Source organism: Paenibacillus spongiae (assembly GCF_024734895.1).
GTDB classification, from domain to species: Bacteria; Bacillota; Bacilli; order Paenibacillales; family Paenibacillaceae; genus Paenibacillus_Z; species Paenibacillus_Z spongiae.
Window position 1 is genome coordinate 6,834,087 of the sequence record NZ_CP091430.1, and the last position, 19,598, is coordinate 6,853,684.

19 protein-coding genes are annotated in these 19,598 nt (G+C 45.5%); 3 read left to right on the plus strand and 16 right to left on the minus strand.

The features are described 5' to 3' along the window. The first annotated feature begins 14 nt into the window (after positions 1-14). Positions 15-857, plus strand: a complete 843-nt coding sequence (locus tag L1F29_RS30695) for an NAD-dependent epimerase/dehydratase family protein (protein ID WP_258385793.1) — start codon at positions 15-17, stop codon at positions 855-857. Positions 858-1,602: 745 nt separating this feature from the next. On the opposite strand, the gene L1F29_RS30700 is transcribed toward L1F29_RS30695, so the two are convergent. From L1F29_RS30700 to L1F29_RS30745, 11 genes are all read right to left on the minus strand, one after another. Next, a complete protein-coding gene (locus L1F29_RS30700; protein WP_258385794.1) occupies positions 1,603-2,481 on the minus strand; it encodes an alpha/beta fold hydrolase in 879 nt (292 codons plus the stop codon). Positions 2,482-3,197: 716 nt separating this feature from the next. Next, positions 3,198-3,479: a hypothetical protein gene (locus L1F29_RS30705; protein WP_258385795.1), complete on the minus strand. Its 282-nt coding sequence runs from the start codon at positions 3,477-3,479 to the stop codon at positions 3,198-3,200. Positions 3,480-3,609: 130 nt separating this feature from the next. Further along, positions 3,610-4,641: a DUF1835 domain-containing protein gene (locus tag L1F29_RS30710; protein ID WP_258385796.1), complete on the minus strand. Its 1,032-nt coding sequence runs from the start codon at positions 4,639-4,641 to the stop codon at positions 3,610-3,612. Positions 4,642-4,738: 97 nt separating this feature from the next. Then, a complete protein-coding gene (locus L1F29_RS30715) occupies positions 4,739-5,206 on the minus strand; it encodes a GNAT family N-acetyltransferase (protein ID WP_258385797.1) in 468 nt (155 codons plus the stop codon). A 180-nt stretch (positions 5,207-5,386) separates the two neighbouring features. Then, a complete protein-coding gene (locus L1F29_RS34620) occupies positions 5,387-5,734 on the minus strand; it encodes a YfjL-like protein (RefSeq protein ID WP_444980954.1) in 348 nt (115 codons plus the stop codon). A gap of 205 nt (positions 5,735-5,939) precedes the next feature. Then, a complete protein-coding gene (locus L1F29_RS30720) occupies positions 5,940-6,449 on the minus strand; it encodes an NUDIX hydrolase (protein ID WP_258385798.1) in 510 nt (169 codons plus the stop codon). Between the two features lie 203 nt (positions 6,450-6,652). After that, positions 6,653-7,597 carry an N-acetyl-gamma-glutamyl-phosphate reductase gene (gene argC / locus L1F29_RS30725; protein ID WP_258385799.1) on the minus strand — a complete coding sequence of 315 codons (945 nt, stop codon included), beginning with the start codon at positions 7,595-7,597 and terminating at the stop codon, positions 6,653-6,655. A 193-nt stretch (positions 7,598-7,790) separates the two neighbouring features. Then, positions 7,791-8,726, minus strand: a complete 936-nt coding sequence (locus L1F29_RS30730) for a GNAT family N-acetyltransferase (RefSeq protein ID WP_258385800.1) — start codon at positions 8,724-8,726, stop codon at positions 7,791-7,793. Positions 8,727-8,764: 38 nt separating this feature from the next. After that, positions 8,765-9,481, minus strand: coding sequence for a sulfite exporter TauE/SafE family protein (locus L1F29_RS30735; RefSeq protein ID WP_258385801.1), 717 nt, complete (start codon positions 9,479-9,481; stop codon positions 8,765-8,767). Between the two features lie 88 nt (positions 9,482-9,569). Then, positions 9,570-10,055, minus strand: a complete 486-nt coding sequence (locus L1F29_RS30740; protein WP_258385802.1) for a YhfM domain-containing protein — start codon at positions 10,053-10,055, stop codon at positions 9,570-9,572. 65 nt (positions 10,056-10,120) lie between these two features. Beyond that, positions 10,121-11,230 (minus strand): kanamycin nucleotidyltransferase C-terminal domain-containing protein, encoded by a 1,110-nt coding sequence (locus tag L1F29_RS30745; protein ID WP_258385803.1) that lies wholly within the window; start codon positions 11,228-11,230, stop codon positions 10,121-10,123. 113 nt (positions 11,231-11,343) lie between these two features. Here L1F29_RS30745 and L1F29_RS30750 point away from each other — a divergent pair, with 113 nt between their 5' ends. Further along, complete coding sequence (locus tag L1F29_RS30750) at positions 11,344-11,832, plus strand: GNAT family N-acetyltransferase (protein WP_258385804.1); 489 nt, start codon at positions 11,344-11,346, stop codon at positions 11,830-11,832. A gap of 219 nt (positions 11,833-12,051) precedes the next feature. On the opposite strand, the gene L1F29_RS30755 is transcribed toward L1F29_RS30750, so the two are convergent. Continuing rightward, positions 12,052-12,891, minus strand: coding sequence for a phytanoyl-CoA dioxygenase family protein (locus L1F29_RS30755; RefSeq protein WP_258385805.1), 840 nt, complete (start codon positions 12,889-12,891; stop codon positions 12,052-12,054). 329 nt (positions 12,892-13,220) lie between these two features. Between L1F29_RS30755 and L1F29_RS30760 the strand changes: the two genes are divergently transcribed. Further along, on the plus strand, positions 13,221-13,892 hold the full coding sequence (locus tag L1F29_RS30760; RefSeq protein WP_258385806.1) for a helix-turn-helix transcriptional regulator: 672 nt from the start codon (positions 13,221-13,223) through the stop codon (positions 13,890-13,892). A gap of 287 nt (positions 13,893-14,179) precedes the next feature. On the opposite strand, the gene L1F29_RS30765 is transcribed toward L1F29_RS30760, so the two are convergent. From L1F29_RS30765 to L1F29_RS30780, 4 genes are all read right to left on the minus strand, one after another. Next, on the minus strand, positions 14,180-14,542 hold the full coding sequence (locus tag L1F29_RS30765) for a response regulator (protein ID WP_309252428.1): 363 nt from the start codon (positions 14,540-14,542) through the stop codon (positions 14,180-14,182). 329 nt (positions 14,543-14,871) lie between these two features. After that, positions 14,872-15,759 carry a LysR family transcriptional regulator gene (locus tag L1F29_RS30770; protein WP_258385808.1) on the minus strand — a complete coding sequence of 296 codons (888 nt, stop codon included), beginning with the start codon at positions 15,757-15,759 and terminating at the stop codon, positions 14,872-14,874. Positions 15,760-15,797: 38 nt separating this feature from the next. Next, on the minus strand, positions 15,798-16,805 hold the full coding sequence (locus L1F29_RS30775; protein ID WP_258385809.1) for a YeiH family protein: 1,008 nt from the start codon (positions 16,803-16,805) through the stop codon (positions 15,798-15,800). Positions 16,806-17,359: 554 nt separating this feature from the next. Next, complete coding sequence (locus L1F29_RS30780) at positions 17,360-19,504, minus strand: alpha-amylase family protein (protein ID WP_258385810.1); 2,145 nt, start codon at positions 19,502-19,504, stop codon at positions 17,360-17,362. Positions 19,505-19,598: the final 94 nt, after the last annotated feature.

Genomic DNA, 19,598 nt, shown 5'->3' on the forward strand with positions numbered 1-19,598 from the left:
GAGGGATTTTTATAATGAACGTTTTCGTAACAGGAGCAACAGGCAAAATAGGAAGCCGCTTTGTTCCGCGTTTGTTACAACATGGTCATCACGTCAAACTTTTGGTTCGGGACGCTGGAAAGACGGAGTGGTTCCGCCAGCAAGGGGCTGAAGTTTTAGAAGGCGATCTTTTGCAGACGGACAGTTGGGATGACGCTCTCCAGGATACAGATGTCGTAGTACACTTGGCTGCGGAGTTCCGCGGTGTAGACGAGAACACTGCCAGAATGTCAAACATCAATGCCAGTATAGCATTAGCTCACGCTGCCTTGAAGGCGGATGTGCCAAGGTTTGTTTTTACCAGTACCAATTTGGTATACGGCTCAAGAAATCTTTCGAGACCAAGTCGTGAAGATGATGAATTAAGACCGGTTTTGCCATATCCTCAAACCAAAGCTGCTGCTGAAGATGCGCTGCTGAGGCTTCATCGCGATCAGGGATTGGGACTGCGCATTTTACGGCTTGCTTTTGTCTATGGTGAGCGTGATCCCCATATCAAGGAATTTCTACCGTTCATGAGTAAATGGAATCCTGCCAAACGACTCCATATGGTGCACCATGCAGATGTAAGTCAGGCCCTGTTGGTTGCTGCTTCCACACCAGGTATAGATGGTCGAATCTATAATGTTGCCGACGATGCACCGATCTCCGTAGCAGAGTTGTTCAAGCTTCATGACAACCAAATTTCCTCGGAAGCGCAGCAGCAGGATTTTAATCCTTGGGACATGATCGTCGATACAACGCGTATAAGAGACGAATTACATTATCGTCCAATTTTCCCGTCGTTCTATACGGCAAGAGATGCTGGAGCTATATAATGCAACTGACGGTAACCCCCCGAGTATTTTCATTTTCGGGGGATTAATTATTCACAAGTATTGCTGTTAATTTTGACTGCCGGTTACTTCAACGGAAGACGGCAACCGATGCGTGAAGCCGGCTGCCGTCGTGTTTGATTGAACTATCGTACCCGTTAGCTTAACCATCGTATTAACGGGATTACTTTTCATTGTTGAAATTTTTGAAAAATGCAATCCCACCCATTATAAATACAAGGAGGGATTCAGCCAACATTTTAAGCTAAGGACTTTAGGTTCCCTTCCGGTGGTTATTCCCGCGTGTCCTCTACTTTCAACGTGTTGTCTCTGATCTCTTTTAGAGTTTCGTCCATGCTTCTAAGTGTTTTCAACATCGCCATCTGATTCCCGATGATACTCGCAAAGACAACAAATACGATGACTAAAATAAGAATATCCACTACATCACACCTCCCCGTCACCCAATCCGTTAAGCAGCCAGCAGCCACGTTTCATAATGTGCATCTACATAATCCCGAGCGAATCGATCCAGTGCCGTCGCCGCTAATGCTTAGCGTATAAAAACGTCAAATCGTTGGCGCTACCCCAAGGAGAATTATCAGATATATATAACCAGGACGCCATAATTAAATTCGATAAATAAGATTTATTTCCTTTACACTAAACTGTCCTTTAGCTTAATGACAGAAAGAGCAGCTGCCGCGGCGGCAAACTGCTCCTAGATGGAATTGAACTAACGTATCCGTTAGTTGAAAGGTGACGATTCTTCGTTTTTCTGTCGCGATAAGAACGAAATAAGAGCATCATCGTACTCGGTAGCGTGCTTTCCTATCCATATGAGATGGCCCCAAGAGTCAAGAATACACATTTCCGACTGGGGTATCAGCGCTTTCACGTTTTCTGGATGACTTAAGGAAACCGATCTATCGTTTTGGCTGTGCATGATTAACGTTGGTGCTTGAATATTCGCTAGTTCTTTAGAATAGTCAAGTTGAGTGTGTTCCAAATCAATAAAGAAACCCGAATATGAGCGCTGGCGATTATTCATTTTACGAAACGCTTCAGCCGAATGGTCGTCAAGCCGTTTCCGTACTTCCGAATATGGCAGTTTTGAGAAGGAAGATGCCATCATTCTGTATGTTAATTTCGGCAATAGGTTATTCATCGCCGCAAGTATTTTCCATGTTCTTTTCTCGGTTTCGGGTTTGAAAATACGCCTCGCCATTTTGTATTCTTTATCCACTGGCACAAGCCATGGTTTCGTAACCGCACACTGAAGCGTGAAACTGGCAATTCGACCGGGAAACATGGAGCAAAACACGATTCCGCTCGGCCCGCCTGCGGAAACGGCGATAACATGGACTTTCTCGATAGCCAGATGATCTAATAAAGATTTATAAATGTGGCAGGCCTGTCCCAAATCCATAATCGAGGAAGTATGGCCGTATCCTGCACGGGAGGGAGTGATGATGGAAAATCCTGATGTTAGCAATCTTTCATAACCGAATTCCTCCTGACAACCCGAATGTCCGCCGTGGAATAGCAATATCGGGGTTCCTTTTCCGATAACCGAATATTCCAACGTAGTATCTCCGGAATTGAATATGCTAATTTCCCGGTGCATGGGATCACGCCTCTCCTAAACTTTCATTTCTTGAAATGATATTATGTAATTTTTGACCAGAAATCAATAAAGAAACGGCGAGGGTGCTTCCGAAACAATGATTCGTTAAGGGACCCTTTTTGCGTTGAACTAAACTGCCCGTTAGCTCAATCGACGAGGGGGACGTGAAAAGAATCCGCCGCGGCGGATCCTTTTGCTGTTTTATTGAACTATCGTACCCGTTAGTTCAACAAGATAGGCGAAGAGGCTACCTCTTCGCTATTTTCTGGAATTACTTATTACAGTAGAGCCAACGACAAGCGTAACTGTAATGACCACTATAATAAATGCAGTTTCTTCTATGTCATGAACCTGATGAATTAAATTAGCAAAGTACAGTAGTTCAATTAATAAGATAATTATCCAGATTCCTACATAACGATTGAGATTGATTTTTTAACACCTCCTATTGAGAAGGCAGCCATTAAACCGAATGCCGTTCGTCCTATTCGTTGAGCTATCGTTCCTCGTTAGCTCAATGGCTAATCACAATATCACCTGTCAGTCAGTTTTACCTTTACAGTTTTTCAATCGCTGATTTGATTTGTTCATTAAGGTGTGGCTTTTCTTTTGATTTAGCCCAGTAAATAGTGAGTATATTTCCTTTCTCATATAAAAAAGGATACGTTGTGAATTTGGCATTTTTCATTTCCTTATTAAATTCTTTGACACCGGATTTACGAGAAGCTTCTGTATTGAAAATAAAAATAAACAAATTCAGGATCAGAATGATCTACAGTTGCTACATCTTCAACCGAATTCATTTCTGGAATAACATTATTCAATGTTGGTATTGTACCTGTCATCCCGAATGGTACTAGTTTTAAATTCTGTGATTCAAAAGCGTTAATAGCATCTTGAACACTATATTCATTTTCCTTGACATTTTTATCTTTAGAGCAACCAATTAATGTGATCATACATATCAAGATGATAATTCCTAACTTAGATTTCATCATAATTTCACCCCCTTCAGGATTACCCTCATATTACCACATTTGGAACTATACTGCCCTTTAGCTTAATGACAGAAAGAGCAGCTGCCGCGGCGGCAAACTGCTCCTAGATGGAATTGAACTAACGTATCCGTTAGCGTAACGAAGTATTGAAGATACACCTTACGCTGTAAAACCTCATCCCTCTTGGTACACCTTTGATTTCCAAGGACTGATTATAAATTAGCTGTCTCAGTCGGTATTCAAAATAGCTATCAACAACGTGATGATCGCAGTGTCCGAGCGCTTCGCCGATTACTCTTGCAGCCTTAATAAAGTCACGATTCGACCTGTCGGCATGTAGCTTCTCTATAGTCTTCAGCAAATAGGAATCGAAATAATTCTCATCGACGTTTTGGATCCTTTCTCCATCCCAAATACGCAACACGTTATGATGATTAGCAAGCGATAACCATTCATGCTCCATTAACTTTTTAGTTTCGAAATCTATTGATCCGTTGTCCTCGATTTCCCCGAAAACATTCTGAAGTTTTTCCGGAGGGATTTCGCCCGCGAATTTGATATTCTGATCGGAAGTATTAAACCTTCTTTCGCAAGCTTCCACGGCATTAAAAACAAATATTTCATTTTGTTTTTTCCTTAGCAAATAAAGTGCATACCGCAACCCTATCTGTTCGTGAGCATTATTCCCGCTCCATATCACAATGGATGCTTCAGCCGGAATATGGTCTATTTGCTCCATTATTCTTTGATGGTAGGTATCGTAATCATCATCTAAGTTTTGTCCAGTTTCGAGAATTAAATCCTCATTGATGTGGTCTCTGAACCACTCAACTCTATGCGCTCTTCCAGCTTCCTCATGAAGCCGCCATAGAGGTCCAAAAGAAAATTGATCTCGAAAACTTACCACCTTGTTTGTATTCTCAATTCCCAGTTGCCTTATGACATATTTCAAACTCCCGGCAACAGAATCGCCAAAAACAATATGCACTTTCGTGGCAGCATCATTCGGTTCCCATATCGAGATCCGATTATTAGGAACTAGCAGCTTCTCGTATACGTCCTTCAAGTTTTCCAGTTGTAACTTGATGATCGTAATAAGCTGTTTCGCTTCTTGCAGTGAAAGTCTATTGATTGCCTTCCTTATTTCTAAGTGCTTTTCCAAAAGCTATGACCTGCCTCTCGCTTAATGTATTTTAAACGCAACGAAAGCGATAGATCGGTTTCATCGCTTTGCTCTCGTTATCCGTTAGCTCAAAAGGCTATAGGACAAACTCAGCGTATACTTCACCAGAAGGGTGGGTATTCCCTGTTTCAACAAAACCTAGTGATGAATATAGATTTTTCGCAATTAGGTTTTCTGGTTTATATGTAAGTTCAACGACCCTCGCTTCTCCATGAGGAGATGCCCTAGAAAATTCTATAGCTTTTATCATGGCTTCTTTGCCATACCCTTTGCCCTGATATCGCCCATCAATCATGATTTTAAAAACTCCATAACTGCTGTAATCGAAATTGCCATTTCCATCGTCATAATACATCATTATTAAGCCGACCATCTTCCCGTCTTTATAAATCGCAAATGTAATAATGACCTGACCCTCTTTTGAGGCAATATAAGCTTCTGCGAGTGCATGTTGATTGGAGGAAATAAAGCGTTTCTGCTCCTCTGTAACTTGCAGCTCAATACATTCAATAAAGTTGTCCCACGTTATTTCTCTAAATTCCACTAACCAATCCCCCCAGAAAATCTTTTCTAATTTCCAACATTAATTCTACAGATATTGGAAGTTTCCTGCCCGTTAGCTCAATCGACGAGGGGGACGTGAGAAGGATCCGCCGCAGCGGATCCTTCTGCTGTTTTATTGAACTATCGTACCCGTTAGAGTAATCCTCTCATGGTTCATTCCCTATTTGGGATTAGCCGCTCGAGTCTTTAATCCATCAGTTATTTTTCCGTCATCATTTATATATACGGAATGAAGCTTTTTAATTTTATCTTCTAAGAAATAAAAATATGCTCTAAAGTATTGTTTTTCCAGAGTAGAACTCTTGAGACTGAATTCAACTTCAGTAATTAAACTTTGTTTATTAGGATAGGTTGATTCTAGATAATGACGTGCCTCTTGTTTAAATTTGTACTTTAAAAAAGGATTCCCATAAAAGAATGAGTAGACCACAAATACAATAAAGGCTATACCTATAAAAATAGCCGATAAAAATATTCTAAAAAGAATCTTCAGGGAGTTTCCCTCCATTTGAATCGTTGTTCTGATTAATTCTACAGGAGTAAAACTTGACTAGATAGTACCAGTTATCTTTAGTACCCTCGAAGTTTGAATATTGAGTGTATTGTTGAACTCTCCTGTCCGTTAACGTAATGAAAAATGGAGCAGCTGCAAAGTGCAGACTGCTCCATGGTGCATTGAATTATCGTCCCCCGTTAGCGTAACAGGAAATAAGCTAATTTGTTTCACCAACTGGCAAGACATTTACACGGTGTTTTAAATAGAACATGATAGCGGCACAGTCGATGTTAATAAACTGCAAAGGATCGTTGTGTATACGTTTGGCTAGTTCGTCTACGGTTACCCAACGGGCTTTTTGCGAGTGGTCGCCTTCTTCGAGCAATTCGCCCTCCGCTCTGCAAATAAAGTAGTAACCGACCGAATCGATTCCGCCTTTAATCGTCTGGTATGCGGTAAATGGCCTAACACATTCGACAACGATATTAGGATTAATCCCATCCGTATCAATACGCGTATCTTCCCCTTCAATCCAAGTGACATCGAGTCCGGTTTCTTCCTTCACTTCGCGGCGCAAGGCAGTTAACAACGACTCGAACTTTTCCACCCTGCCTCCCGGCAGCTCAAGCTGTTTCGGTTCGTTGGGTTTGTTACGCGTCTGGATTATAATTTCGGTTCTCCCATCACGTTCACGCTCTATTATGGCACGGGTATTGACATAAAACATTTACAGCTCACTCCTTTTCTAGGAATCTCGGATATTTACTTGTATATAAATTCTTTATATTCATTAATTCCCCTGTATTTCTTTTGAACAATCCTTCCCGTTACTTCATTTTCCAGCGAGTCTTATTACCGATTCTTCAATAAGGAAATTCATTAAGTATCATTCAAATATGGTTAAGTTGTTTGTATTTAGTATTCGGAATCTCATCCTAGACCCTTACCTTCATCAAACCCAAGCATAATGTTCATATTTTGAATGGCTGCCCCTGAGGCCCCTTTTCCCAAATTATCAAATCTAGATACAAGTAATATTTCATCTTTATGACCAAAAACGAATAAATCTAAATGATTTGTATGATTGCATTCCATGACATTAAAGAAACCATCCTCAAGATATGTCTCTGACTCGTATGGCATTACTCGGATAAATTGCTCATCTTTATAATAAAAGGCAAGTAGTTCTTGAATTTCTTTAACCGTTATATGCTTCAGAAACATTTTTGGAAACAAAGGAATAGATACTGCGAGGCCTTGATAATAGCTCCCAACTATTGGTGTGAAAAGTGGTGCGGAGTTTAAACCGGAATATAACTGCATTTCTGGAAGATGCTTGTGGTTCAGATGAAGTGCATATTGTCTTGGTGCGAAAAGCTGTTCTCTAGTTGAGTTCTGATATTCAGATATAAGTTTCTTACCCCCACCACTGTATCCTGTAATCGAATAACAAGAAGCAGGATAATCCCTCGGTAAAATACCTTCAATTACAAGAGGCTGTATGGCTAAAATAAAACCTGTCGCGTGACATCCCGGGATAGATACTCTAGATGATTGTTGGATTTTAGCCCTTTGGCTTTTGTTTAATTCCGGTAATCCATAGGTCCATTCATCGTTAGTCCTAAAAGCAGTACTTGCGTCAATTATTTTGGTTTTTTTATTACTAACCATCGTTACGGTTTCTTTTGAAGCCGAATCTGGGAGACAAAGGAATACTAGGTCTGCTTCATTTATTATTGCACGACGAGCTTCGTTATCCTTTCGCCTCTCCGATTCAATCTTGATTACTTCTACATTAGAAATCTTAGATAAGTAATCATGAATTTTTAGACCTGTTGTACCTTCTTGACCATCCACAAAAACGTTATATTTCATGTTTCCACCCCTTACCAACTTTTCCATTATGCATAATTATATGTAAATGTGTATTTTTATTCAACCCTTGTTGTTGAGCTATCCTGCCCTTAGTTGAGAAAACGGCAGCCGAATGTACGGCTGCCGTTCTTTATATTGAGCTATCGTTCTCCGTCCCTCGGTTTAGTTGAACGAAGCTGATCTGTCTTTGCTATCAATTCGTAGGAATATACATACTTTGTATCTCCAGTACTCCCGGAACAAACCCGAGGTTAAAATAGACTGACTCCGCATCATTGCCTTCCATGACATACAACCTTAGAACGGGATACTTATCTTTAAGGCTAGTCAGGGCTCTTTGCAGCATACGTGTAGCGAGCCCTCTTCCTCTGTAACCGGGTATGACGCCTATACTGTATACTGCTGCTTGATTGTCTTGTAAACAAAGGCGACAATTTGCAATGAGCTGACCCGTATCCTTATCATATACAAGTGTAGACGCTTGAGTTAATATCTCATTTGTAAAATTAGGATCTTCGCTAGGAATAAAATCTTCAAGAGAAGACTTTTTTCTCCGTACGGCTTCAAAACCTCCTGCAAAGCTATTAAAGTCACAATGAGCGATTTCATCTTCATTAATGAATCGCTTAGCACCCATCTCATTTCCCTTAATTTCAGGACACTTAATGATAAGATTATGATCCCAAACAACCTTGAAGTGATCCGTGGGGCGCTGCATCCAACGACATCTGAACTCATCTGGCCAAAATCCTGCCCTCGTATATAAATTCACTTGGTCTGGAAGAACCTCAAAGGTCTTTATAGGTTCAGTTCGATCAGACCATTGAAATAAAATATTTTTAAGAAGCTTCAGTACCTCAAATGAATCATGAAATGGGGGAATATAAAATAAATGATATATCGTATTTGGGGCCATCCTTACCCCACCAATTTTGGATTCTCCTTTATAGATCCAAAAAGAGTTTCTTCGTGGAGCATTGAAGCCTTCTTCCCTAAAAAAACCATTATAACGCATATTATAATAAACGGAACAATATACTCCCCATTCTTCAGGCTCGGCCTTTCGAATAGAATATTCACTTGATAAATCATAATAATTAATATCATCGGACCAATCAACTGATTGCACACGTCATTCCTCCTCTTTCATACCCCGGCCTTCCCTTCTCAGAACGCGGATAACAGCAAATAACCGCCTGTAAAAAGAAGGATCACATACGTTATGACTCGAAAAATGTTGGGACTGATCCATCTAAATAACAGCTGTCCGAGCAGAATTCCGGCAATAAGCGAAGGCACGGCAACAAGAGATGATATCCATGCCTCTTTATCTGTCCCGCCAAACGATATTTGCATAACCAAGCTAGCCGAATAAACAAAGAGATAGTAGGCTAGGGTAGTACTTCGAAGCACGGCCTTATCCTTTCCGATCCCGGAGAAATACAGCAGCAAAGGAGGACCGGGTACACCAATACTGGTTGTTAACAGCCCCGATATCCCCCCGGTTATAAAGTCCCTGTTCCTGGATTGCAGCATGGTCAATTTGAAAATAAGGCCTATTGTTAATAGGAGAATAAGTCCGCCGACAATCATCTTTAACACCCGAATATCCAGGTATAGATAAATAAAGAGCCCTATAACCAATCCCGGTATGCTGCCCTTCATCAATCGGATGAAAAGGGGTTTGTCCACTTCCCTCCCAATTTTAAAAATCATGAAAGCAGATAGGCAAAGCGAGAGAATAATATTGATTTGGATGGCCGTATGTCCCGGATAGATAAGCAGCAAAAAAGGCGTACCTATAATTGAGAAACCGTAGCCGGTACTAGTCTGCAATAAGGAAGCCGCGAAAACAATGAGCACAAGTATAATCCATTCTTGCAAATGACATTCACCTCGTTGTCTACCACTCGTCTCGGAAGTATATTGGTTTCAGACTTGCCGATCCATGGATGGGATAAGACCCCCTGGGTCAGGAAGTCCGCAATGGCGGTGATGAATCGCACTTGAATATCACTGTTCTGACCTCGGATTGCTGTACACCGGCATCCGCTTGGAACAGATCCCGCAGCTCGTTCTTGGCGGTTTCCGACAGCCGGTAGTGCCCATTCTGTCCGGATACGATAAATAAACCTGTGGTTTCTCCATCGATCCAGAACGAGAATTGTTGGCTGGCGCCATCTTTCATCTCGACCGATGCCCCGTATGCCGGAGCGGCAATGTCGAGCTTTCCCTGATCGTATTCTGCATCCGAAATGGCGTGAACGAAACGTGAGATCGCCTTATTGTCCGTTATTTCATGCGATTGATTATTTACGTGGTGCTGTAGCGTGATAAATTCGATCCGGCTCGCGTCCAACTGATTCAATCCGGTCGGAGCCTCTTTCTTCGCGCTCCCGCATCCGGCGAGCACAAGCAAGGCGAAAGTCATGAGGATAAACATCACATTTTTTCTCAAAATCCGCACCCCCTGCACATATTAACCTTCAGACTCTTGTGGAAGGGGAAAGGTTGCAGCACCCGTTACTTCTCATTCAAAAAGGCTTCGAACTGAGCCAGGCTGTCAAAGCGGTTGATCTTAACGCCTTTCGCCTTCAGGTAATTCTCGAGGTCCTCTTCCAGTTGCTCAACGGCACGCTGAAGCGGAAGAAAATCATCCGGGTCGAGCAGCGCGGCTAAATCCGGAAAGCCCGCTTGAACGTAATATCGTTGATAATCCAGGCTCGGATCCAGCTCGATCGGCCAGTGGCCCTTGACCGAGTAGTACAGAAACCGGGCGATTTCGTCCTGGGCACCTATCGCCCAGAAGAAGGCGGACGGCTTATCATTCATTTCGCACGACGTTAAGATTTTATCCAGGATCCCCTTCACTTCTTCATAGAAGCCCTTCATCCGATCCGGATAAGAAGGACCTTCCGAATACGTATCCTTCTGCTCCAACAGCAATTGAAGCGTATCATCTACAAGCTGTTCACAAGACTCTCTTAGCTCCCGGCATGCTTTCGCCATCGTGATCTTGTCCATCAGCTGCTCAAGACGGGCCGGTTGAATTGGAAACTGCCTGATTTGTTCGGTGTTCTTGCCCCAGCCTTTCGTGAAATAGGTGCGATTCAATAGCGCGAGGCTGTAGAGCACCTTCGTCAACAGGCCTTGCGCTTCATTGCGGTAAAAGCTCAAATTCGCCTCTTCTTCGCCGCGGCTCATTTTGTATAGATGCACATAGGCTTCCTGAAGCTTGGACTCCGCTTTCTCCATGAACTTCAAACCATGCTTAGGCATCTCCGCAATGGTGTCGCGCAGATTCATAAACCGCTCGCGGTCGGCTTCCGATCGGGTATATAATAGTTTGCAATCGGCGATGATTGACGTGTTCGGCTCTTCGAATGACGCCATTCTTCCCGCCCGTTCCCAGCTGATCGGCCAGAAGTCGAAGCTGATGTTATCGATCACGAATTGAATGCTGGCGCTGTATCCATTGTCCGAAGCCGGAATGAAGAAGAAATCCAGATCCGACCGCTTGGTCGCCGTGCCTTGCGCTTGCGACCCATAATAAGCCACTACCGCTATATCATCCGGATAATGGGTGCGTATATGTTGAACCATTGTGTGGGCGACATCGAGAATGTTCTGCATCTTATTTTCCCTCCAATAAATCTTGAATAGCTTTAATTATAAGATGAATCTACCGCCTATGTGTGTAAAAAACATTTCTAACCAAACTTTACGAGGTTAAGGAGCAGCAACTCATGCAAATAAGAACGTTCGTCGATTCAGATATTCATCCGATCCTTTCCTTATTCCGCGAAACCGTGCATGCGGTTAACAAGAAGGATTACTCGCAAGAGCAGCTGGATGCCTGGGCTCCCCTAGCCGATCTAACGTCCAGGCTGGACGCCTGGCAGGAATCGATGCGCCGCAATATGACGTACGTTGCCGAAATCGGCGGAACAATCGTCGGTTTCGCTGACATGACTCCGGCGGGACACCTGGATCGAGTCTACATTCATAAAGATCATCAGGGGCAAGGAATCGCCTCCGCTTTGGTGATGAGGCTCGAATCCGATGCCAGAGGACTCGGCCTTACCTTAATCGATACGGAGGCAAGCATCACGGCGAAGCCTTTCTTCGAACGGCGCGGGTACCGGGTGATTCAGCGGCAAACGGTCGAACGGCAAGGCGTACAGCTTGTGAATTTTAAGATGGTTAAGGATCTGTCCGACGGGGGGCAGAATTGAGGGGCAGTGATATGAACGAAAGGAAGATCGGGCGGAGCAGGAGGAACGTTCCTTGGGACGGGCCGCTTGAGGAGTAAGCTGGCCGATGACGCGAGAGCTAATTCCGTCGACCAGCATTCTCTCTCACCGAACAGAAAAACCTCCTGCTTATTTCATGGTAGCCGGGCATAATACCACGCACTACTGACATAAACAGGAGTTCTATCGTTTGAATCCTTATTAAGATTTCTGAAAAACGACTGGGAACATATCTCCATGAACGATGTCGCCGTCTTTGCCCCCAAGAGCGATGAATTGTTGGATTTCCGAATATCCGTCGGCATAGCCTGCCCGATAGCGAGTCTCGCCTGTCACGTAATGCAGTGCGGATGAACGGCGTACTCGGTCCGATACATTGGGCCCGCTGCCGTGCAGCGTCAAACTGTGATGGAAGCTTACTTGCCCTGCTTTCATGATGATAGGCGCGGTTTGCGTTGAACGTTCCTCATTCCCGGCCATATCCTGCAGCTGCTTTTTTAAATTTTGCTCGTAAAAGTCATTTCCTCTCATGACTCCCCACTGGTGGCTGCCCGGCACCATCTGCATGCAGCCGTTTTCTTCATCGACGTCATCGTAAGCAACCCAAGCCGTGAGCAGCGTCTCGGGGTTCTGAAAACAACCCCAATAATGATAATCCTGATGCCATCCGACGTTCGAGGAGTTCCCGCCGGATCTAGCCGGTTTGAGCAGCAGCTGATCTTCCCAAAATCGGATCGTGTCCGTCTCCGCTAAAGCCGCTGCAATCTCACCAATAAGAGGTTCAAGGGCTAATGCGCGGATCGTTAGGTCCGACCAGTTGGCATTATCCGTTTTACGTAGTCCATTGGGACGGCCGGTCTCGTAGCTCCAAGCAGTTGCAGGAGGCTTTCCGGTCTCGAAATCGTGTCTGTATACTCTTTCCATACTCATGCGAAGCCGTTCCAACCGTTCGTCGTCAATGATTTTCGGTGAAATCCAGTAGCCGTTTTTCTTAAAGAAGGCTATATCTTCTTGCGTTGGAACTCCATTTGCATCCGGCATTCGTTATCATCCTCCCAATCAATATAACAATCCTCGTATATTATGATGCTTGGGAGGACTTTCCGTCTTTATCAAGAAGTATTGTATTTAATCATTTGTACGATTATTTTTAAAAACCACAGGATGTGATGCTAATTATCAAGCCAATTTGTCCTTTTGTACGATTTTCTTACCGGGTGCCGTTGAATGCTGGAGACCGATTCGGCCCTCGATTCTGTTATGTTCCGTCCCTTTATTTCATTGAATCCGGCTGCGCCAAGGTAATCTATGCAGACGGTTCTAATATATGGCTGCAAACGGGAATGTTGTTCTTCTTGCAGCCGGGTATTATGCATATATGGGAAATCGATGAAGCTGAACCATTCGCCTTCCGCTGCGTTTTCTTTGAATGGTCGTACCGGCCGAAATCGGGAGTGCGATTTCCTAATGATTTCCTGTCGGAACATCCGGAGGAATGCAATCGCAATTGGCTGGACGAGCCTCATGAAATGGGACTGCCGGAATGGCTCATGGTCGATTCGTTTAGTTTTTGGAAAGGATTATTTGAAGCGGTAACAACCGAGTATATCGTGCTTAGCCACCAAGATTATCCGGAATCACTCGCCATAAACGGCCATTTCCAGCTGTTGCTGCATCATGTGTACCGGCTCGTTCATCGTCAAACCGATTATATGGATCCGCGTATCGCTAAGCTGATGGCGTCTATGGAACAACAAGCCGGCGGATCGTATGGGAATGTCGACAGCTGGGCGGAGAAGCTTGGTTTGAGCCGCAGTCACTTTCATACTTTGTTCCGAGTTCAAACCGGCTTTACGCCTAAACGTTATTGGAACCGTTGTCGAATCAAAAAAGCTCAAAACGACCTTCACCGCACGAACGATTCCGTCACGATGATCGCCGAAAGATACGGTTTTTCTTCGATTCACGTCTTCACCAAAGTATTTCATCAGATGATAGGTATCACCCCGACGGACTATCGTTCGCAGAGTCGGTTATTATAAACAGTCACAAGCCATTCATCGTAAAGCTGGTACTACCCCTACTCACGAAAAATTCGATTCACTTTCTACAGAGTCGCTATTTTATTCAGATGTTATACACATCTTATCCTGTGAGTTTTGTGGATAACTTCAGGTGAATGTGGGGACAGCGTTCCGCTTGTCAGCTGTACCGTTGCTCACAGTCCTGTGCTAGCTGGACGGATTACAGACTGATCGATCATTGTACACAAAGCAAACAAGGAGAACATCATTGTCCCCCTTGTTTGCTAGTATTATGAAGCCGGCCATTATTGGGCCAGCACTTTCCTTACGGTCTCCAGCAGCCGTTCTTTATGGAACGGCTTTACGACAAAATCCTTGGCTCCCGCTTGTATGGCGCTAATAACCATACTCTTCTGGCCGATGGCGGAGCACATAATAACTTTTGCCTTCGGGTCATGCTTCTTGATCGCCCTAAGGGCTTCTACCCCGTCCATCTCCGGCATCGTAATATCCATGGTGACCAGATCGGGTTTAACCCGCTTATATAGATTGACCGCTTCTTCTCCGTTGGCCGCCTCGACCGCGATCTCATGTCCGGCTGTCCGAAGCACATCTTTCAGCATTTGTCTCATAAAGGCTGCGTCGTCCACAACCATAATTTTGCCCACCTGCATGATCGTTCCTCCTTTTAAACAATGGCAGCGACTTTGCCTCTTGGCATATATACGCTGCCATTACCACTCCTATTTGCCTACCGTTACCAGTGTATCAAACGATTCTCACAAATTTCTAACCAAGTGTTATTCCTGCTCAAAGCGCCGCAAGCCCCTTTCAGCAAACGAAGCATTTTTTCGAGGTGACACTCATCCGAAAATAAAGAAGAAGCTGCCGCTGCAGCTTCATAATACCAATCTTGTTCGAGGCTCAGAAAAATAACGATTCGTAAACGTCCCCCCGTCATGTGGGTTCATAGAAAATCCAACACTTCCTACTGGAATTACATCTTGAATTGACGCAGTTTCTGAATGAACATTTTCACGGCCATCGTGTCAGAAGACTTAGGGTCCAGCAAAATGGAAAAATAGCGGGCAAAACGCTGCCCTTTAACGGAAATGCTGCATAGTTCGCCGGATTCGAGCTCCGTCCGAATCACCCACCTAGAAAGAAGGGCCAGACCTAATCCGGCCACCACCGCTTCTTTCACTCCCTGATTGCTGTTAAAGATGAAGGAGCGTTTGATGCAAAGGCCCAGTTCCCCGATAAATTGATCGCTAAATGCCCGTGTACCGGAGCCATTTTCTCTGAAAACCCAAACCTGGTCTTGCAGTACGCCTGGTTCAATCATCTTTTGCAAGCTTAACGGATGATTGCGGGGAGCGACCAAAACCATTTCATCCTCCATAAACGGGGGAGTGATCAAAATATCCCGATATTCGACATTGCCTTCCACCAGACCGATACCGAGCTCGTTGGCACGAACGGCCTGAGCAATTTCATCTGTATTGGCTATCTTTGCCTGAATGTCAACATGCGGATATTGTAGGACAAATTCAGCTAACAGATGAGGCAGTATATATTCGCCAATCGTAAAGCTCGCCCCGATTTTTAACGACCCTGTAACCTCATCCCGCAACAGGTGAATTTCCTCCTTGGCTGCTTCGTACGTGGATAGAATCTGCTTTGCCCGTTTGTACAGGATATCGCCCGCCTCAGTCGTCTTCACGTGATGGGGAGAACGGTGCATAAGCTTGACCCCGAATTCATTTTCTAAATTTCGGATATGCTGGCTGACACTCGGCTGCGAGAGGTTAAGAAGTTCTGCGGCTCGTGAAAAATTACTCTGTTCCACAACCGTTACATATACCTTTAAAATTTCTACGATCATTTCTTGTTCCTTTCTTGTCCATCGCGTCTGCTGCTATTTCATATCCTTCCAGTAACCCATAGCATGATTAGGCTAACCGCTGTTACGACAAACCAAACGATAAGTCCCAAAATAATAGGCTTGATGCCGGACTTCATCATTTTGCGGAAATTTGCACTCAGGCCAATTGCAGACAACGCCATGACGATCATAAACTTGGCCAGGATATCCAGAACATGCAGCGCTTGTTCACCAAACAACCCTAATGTATTTAATAAGGAAGCGGCAAGAAACCATATAATAAACCAAGGAAATATTTTTGCAAAGCTGTAATGGACGGTTTGCCCCGCCGCTGTCGCCCGTTTTTTACGTACCCCCATTAAGGCAGCCAGCAGAAGCGAGATCGGAATGATCATCGTCGTCCGGGTCAGCTTGACAATGGTAGCATAATCTCCGGCTTCATTACTATATAAGTAACCAGCGGCGACTACTGATGAGGTATCATTGATTGCAGTTCCGGCTAACAAACCAAAGGCGTTGTCTGACATGCCAAGCCAATGGCCAAGCGGGGGGAACAGAAGAACCGCAGCAATGTTGAACAAAAATATGGTCGAAATAGCGTAGGCAATCTCGATTTCTTCGGCCTCGATAATCGGCGAAACAGCTGCAATTGCGGAACCGCCGCAGATGCCTGTTCCAGCCCCGATCAATGTTTTTAGTCTATCCGGGATGTTCATCAACCGGCCAAATCCGTAAGCCGCGAGGAAAGAAGCGACTAAACTGACCATCATCAGTGAAAAAGATTCCGAGCCCGTTTGCCATACCTGCGTCAGGCTTAACCCGCAGCCAAGGGCAATAATGGACCACTGCAGCACTTTTTTGGAACAAAACTGGATGCCGGCTTGCGTGCACTTCGGCTTGCCTACCGTATTATTAATTATAACGCCCAGGACGATGCCAAATACAGGACCGCCAATGATGGGCATTAAGGAACCGAGCCAGGTGGAAAATAGGGCGAGTACAAACACGAATAACAACCCTGGCCCGGAGCTTTGAAGCCATTTCATAAATAATCTCCTATCGCAAAATAATTCACCGGTGTTCCTTCATAGTAAGGAGAATAACTGGAAAAGGCCAATACGGATCCTTTATGGTGAAGATAGGTAAAAGTAATGATAGGCAGCGGGAAAGTAAAAGGAAAAGATCGATGTTCTATCCAGCAATATCGGTGATAATTCCGATAGGTTTTTATATAATTCAATTTGGTTGATCCGGGTAGGCTGTCCCAAAAGGTCAATTAAGACCATAGGGGTATCTCCTTGTTTCCGATAAACTAACAAAAAGAAACCTCTCTTTGGTAAAATGGATGTATCGAGCAGCCATTTACAAAGGAGAGGTTTCATTGTAGATTCAATACCATTGACCAACTGTACTTGATAATGGACTTGGAGTATTATGGATGATTTATTACGGAGCGCATTGAGCAACCCTGAAAATTAAAGACATTGAAAAGCTACAAATCGGAATACTGAACTAAACGCGGCAGACGTGTTTTTTAACAGCTGTGCCTTCATTTATATTTCACTCATCTGAGCTTCCTTCTTCGCTCCCTAACCGCATGTTACGCTTGTTCGAACGAGAGCCTTGCCGCCGACTCTTCGCCCGTGAAGCGGATCGTTAGCTTCACCGTCTCGCCTTCCGCGCTCCACTCGCCTTCGCCATTATCGACGCTTAACCCCGATACGGTATAACCTGCCGGCACATAGAGCCAATAGTTCTCCGACGTACCGGGAATACCGGCAAGCTTCAGCGTATGCACGCCATCCTCCCAGCCTTCTTCAAGTATGCTGACCGCGTCCATGCTGACATGACGTGACGATGCGAGAAGGGCCGGCTTATCGTCAACCGGACATACGGCCATGATTTGACAGCTGCCGACTTCGAGCCTCCGGCACGGAATAACCTCTGTAAACCTGCCGATATACCGCTGCTGCCAGAAATCGAACACGGCATATTCGCGTGCCGGGTCCAGGCCTAGCTGTGAAATTTTCAGAACGGATGCCTGCATCGGCTCGGTGGCGAATCGGCCGGCTACGCACCAGGTGCGTGTCTCCGTTTGCATATGGATCGCCCATAATGTCGTAAGCGGATGGCCAGCCTGTCCTCCCGAAGGATCATTCGAGGTCCCCGCATTCGGCTGATCGGCTTTATCCAGATCAATGGCATAGCCCTGCACATGCGTCCATGCGAATGCGGGGTATGTGATGTCGAGCGGCCCCGTTTCCGCCGTTACGGTCGTTAGCGGAGGCAGATTGCGTCGGATCATGCCGATCCGCTCGTCGTCATAGTTTTCAGGCTTATCGCTGATCATAAGCAGGCTGCCCGTCAACGAAACGAGAGAAATCGCCGACTTTGCCCATTCCAGCGGAGCCCGGACGCAGACATGATCCGGATCGTTCAGGAATAGGATCCGCTGCGTATGGAACCAGCGCGCCGTCTCCACAAGCTGCATGCGGATGGCCGGCCAGCTCGGGTTGGAGTCGGTTGCGATTCGGCATGCATCGGCCAGGCCGACGACTTCGCCAAACACGCCCCAGCAGGACAGCAAATACGCATCTCCGATCTGTTCCTTCGCGCATTCCAGGAAAGCCCGAAATTTCTGTTCCGCTTCCTCGTTGGAGATCAGCCCTTCTTTCACAGCCAAGCGAAGGCCATCGTAGATTAAATGGCGTATCGCATCGGTTTTGAAATAGGTGTAGCCTTGTTCATTCATGCCTTTATAGTAAGGAGCGACATGGCGGGCTAAAGTCTCCGGCGTACAATCCAGCACATAGCCAATCCATTTGCCCTTGATCGGATGGCCTTCCTGATCCTTGAGGCAGGTACCGCTTAATGCCGCGAAGTCCGGATTCGTCACAACGGCATTCGTCCAGATCCCGGGCTGAAGCCCCTGCTCCTTGATACCCGATGTTAATGCCTCATGACCGTCTGGAAAATGCTCATTCGTATTCAGCCAGGCGTCCGCCACAATGCCGTCCGCGGCCGGCGGTACGACCGGCAGCTGAAAACCGTCGTCCAGCTGCACATATTCAAGGCCGTATGCCTTGAAATGGTCGCTTACGAAACGGGCTGCGTTTAACACATCCTCCTGCTCGATATCTCGGCGATAAGCCTCCCACGAGCACCAGCCCGACACCGCCTTCAAGTTCGGGCGCCATTCCCATGGCTTATGGTAGGCGAAATTCAGATGCTTGCGGTAATACTGCATGCGCAGATTGATTACCCAAGGAGTCTGCCCGACCTCGACGTCGATCTCAGCGACGGAATTCCCGTTCCCGTTCGTCCCGATCCTGTCGCATGCCCAGCGCCAATCCGCACCGTGCCAATCGATCAACAGATCCTGCAGCACATCGTATAAGCCGTTCGCGCCATAGATGGCCGGCCGGCCGACTTGGCCGAGAATCGCTTCGCCGTCCGCCGCCCGCCGGGGGCGCATATTCACGGCATCCCCGCTTAATTCGAATGTAACGCGGACAAGCTGCGGCCGCTCGAAGGCCAAATACAGCTGCTGCACAAACGGGCTCGTTAGCAGATTCCCGTCCGATACGCGGCGGTAATAGGCTTTGACGCCTTCCGGCAGCGGAATCGTAATGACCGCTCTTCCATTGTAATGATATTGCAGCAGATTCGTCTCCTCGTTCCACGAATGCTCGGCTTGCGTAATCGGCGGTTCTGATGCTGTTTGACGCTTCATTATCTGGTTCAACTTCGTACCTCCTTAATAGTCAGAGCAGTGAACAATTATTTGAATGAATAATGTAACAAAGAGCGGAGCAGGAAGAATGATTCTGAAGAAGCGT

Bases quoted from the DNA above. Each gene is read 5' to 3' on its own strand.
- L1F29_RS30720 (WP_258385798.1), bottom strand. From the start codon at position 6,449: ATGTTTTATGTCAATACCCGTGCCATAATAGAGCGTGAACGTGATGGG.
- L1F29_RS30775 (WP_258385809.1), bottom strand. From the start codon at position 16,805: ATGAAATGGCTTCAAAGCTCCGGGCCAGGGTTGTTATTCGTGTTTGTA.
- L1F29_RS30760 (WP_258385806.1), top strand. From the start codon at position 13,221: ATGCATATATGGGAAATCGATGAAGCTGAACCATTCGCCTTCCGCTGC.
- L1F29_RS30705 (WP_258385795.1), bottom strand. From the start codon at position 3,479: ATGATGAAATCTAAGTTAGGAATTATCATCTTGATATGTATGATCACA.
- L1F29_RS30755 (WP_258385805.1), bottom strand. From the start codon at position 12,891: ATGCCGGATGCAAATGGAGTTCCAACGCAAGAAGATATAGCCTTCTTT.
- L1F29_RS30700 (WP_258385794.1), bottom strand. From the start codon at position 2,481: ATGCACCGGGAAATTAGCATATTCAATTCCGGAGATACTACGTTGGAA.
- L1F29_RS34620 (WP_444980954.1), bottom strand. From the start codon at position 5,734: ATGGAGGGAAACTCCCTGAAGATTCTTTTTAGAATATTTTTATCGGCT.
- L1F29_RS30750 (WP_258385804.1), top strand. From the start codon at position 11,344: ATGCAAATAAGAACGTTCGTCGATTCAGATATTCATCCGATCCTTTCC.
- argC (WP_258385799.1), bottom strand. From the start codon at position 7,597: ATGAAATATAACGTTTTTGTGGATGGTCAAGAAGGTACAACAGGTCTA.
- L1F29_RS30745 (WP_258385803.1), bottom strand. From the start codon at position 11,230: ATGCAGAACATTCTCGATGTCGCCCACACAATGGTTCAACATATACGC.
- L1F29_RS30695 (WP_258385793.1), top strand. From the start codon at position 15: ATGAACGTTTTCGTAACAGGAGCAACAGGCAAAATAGGAAGCCGCTTT.
- L1F29_RS30770 (WP_258385808.1), bottom strand. From the start codon at position 15,759: ATGATCGTAGAAATTTTAAAGGTATATGTAACGGTTGTGGAACAGAGT.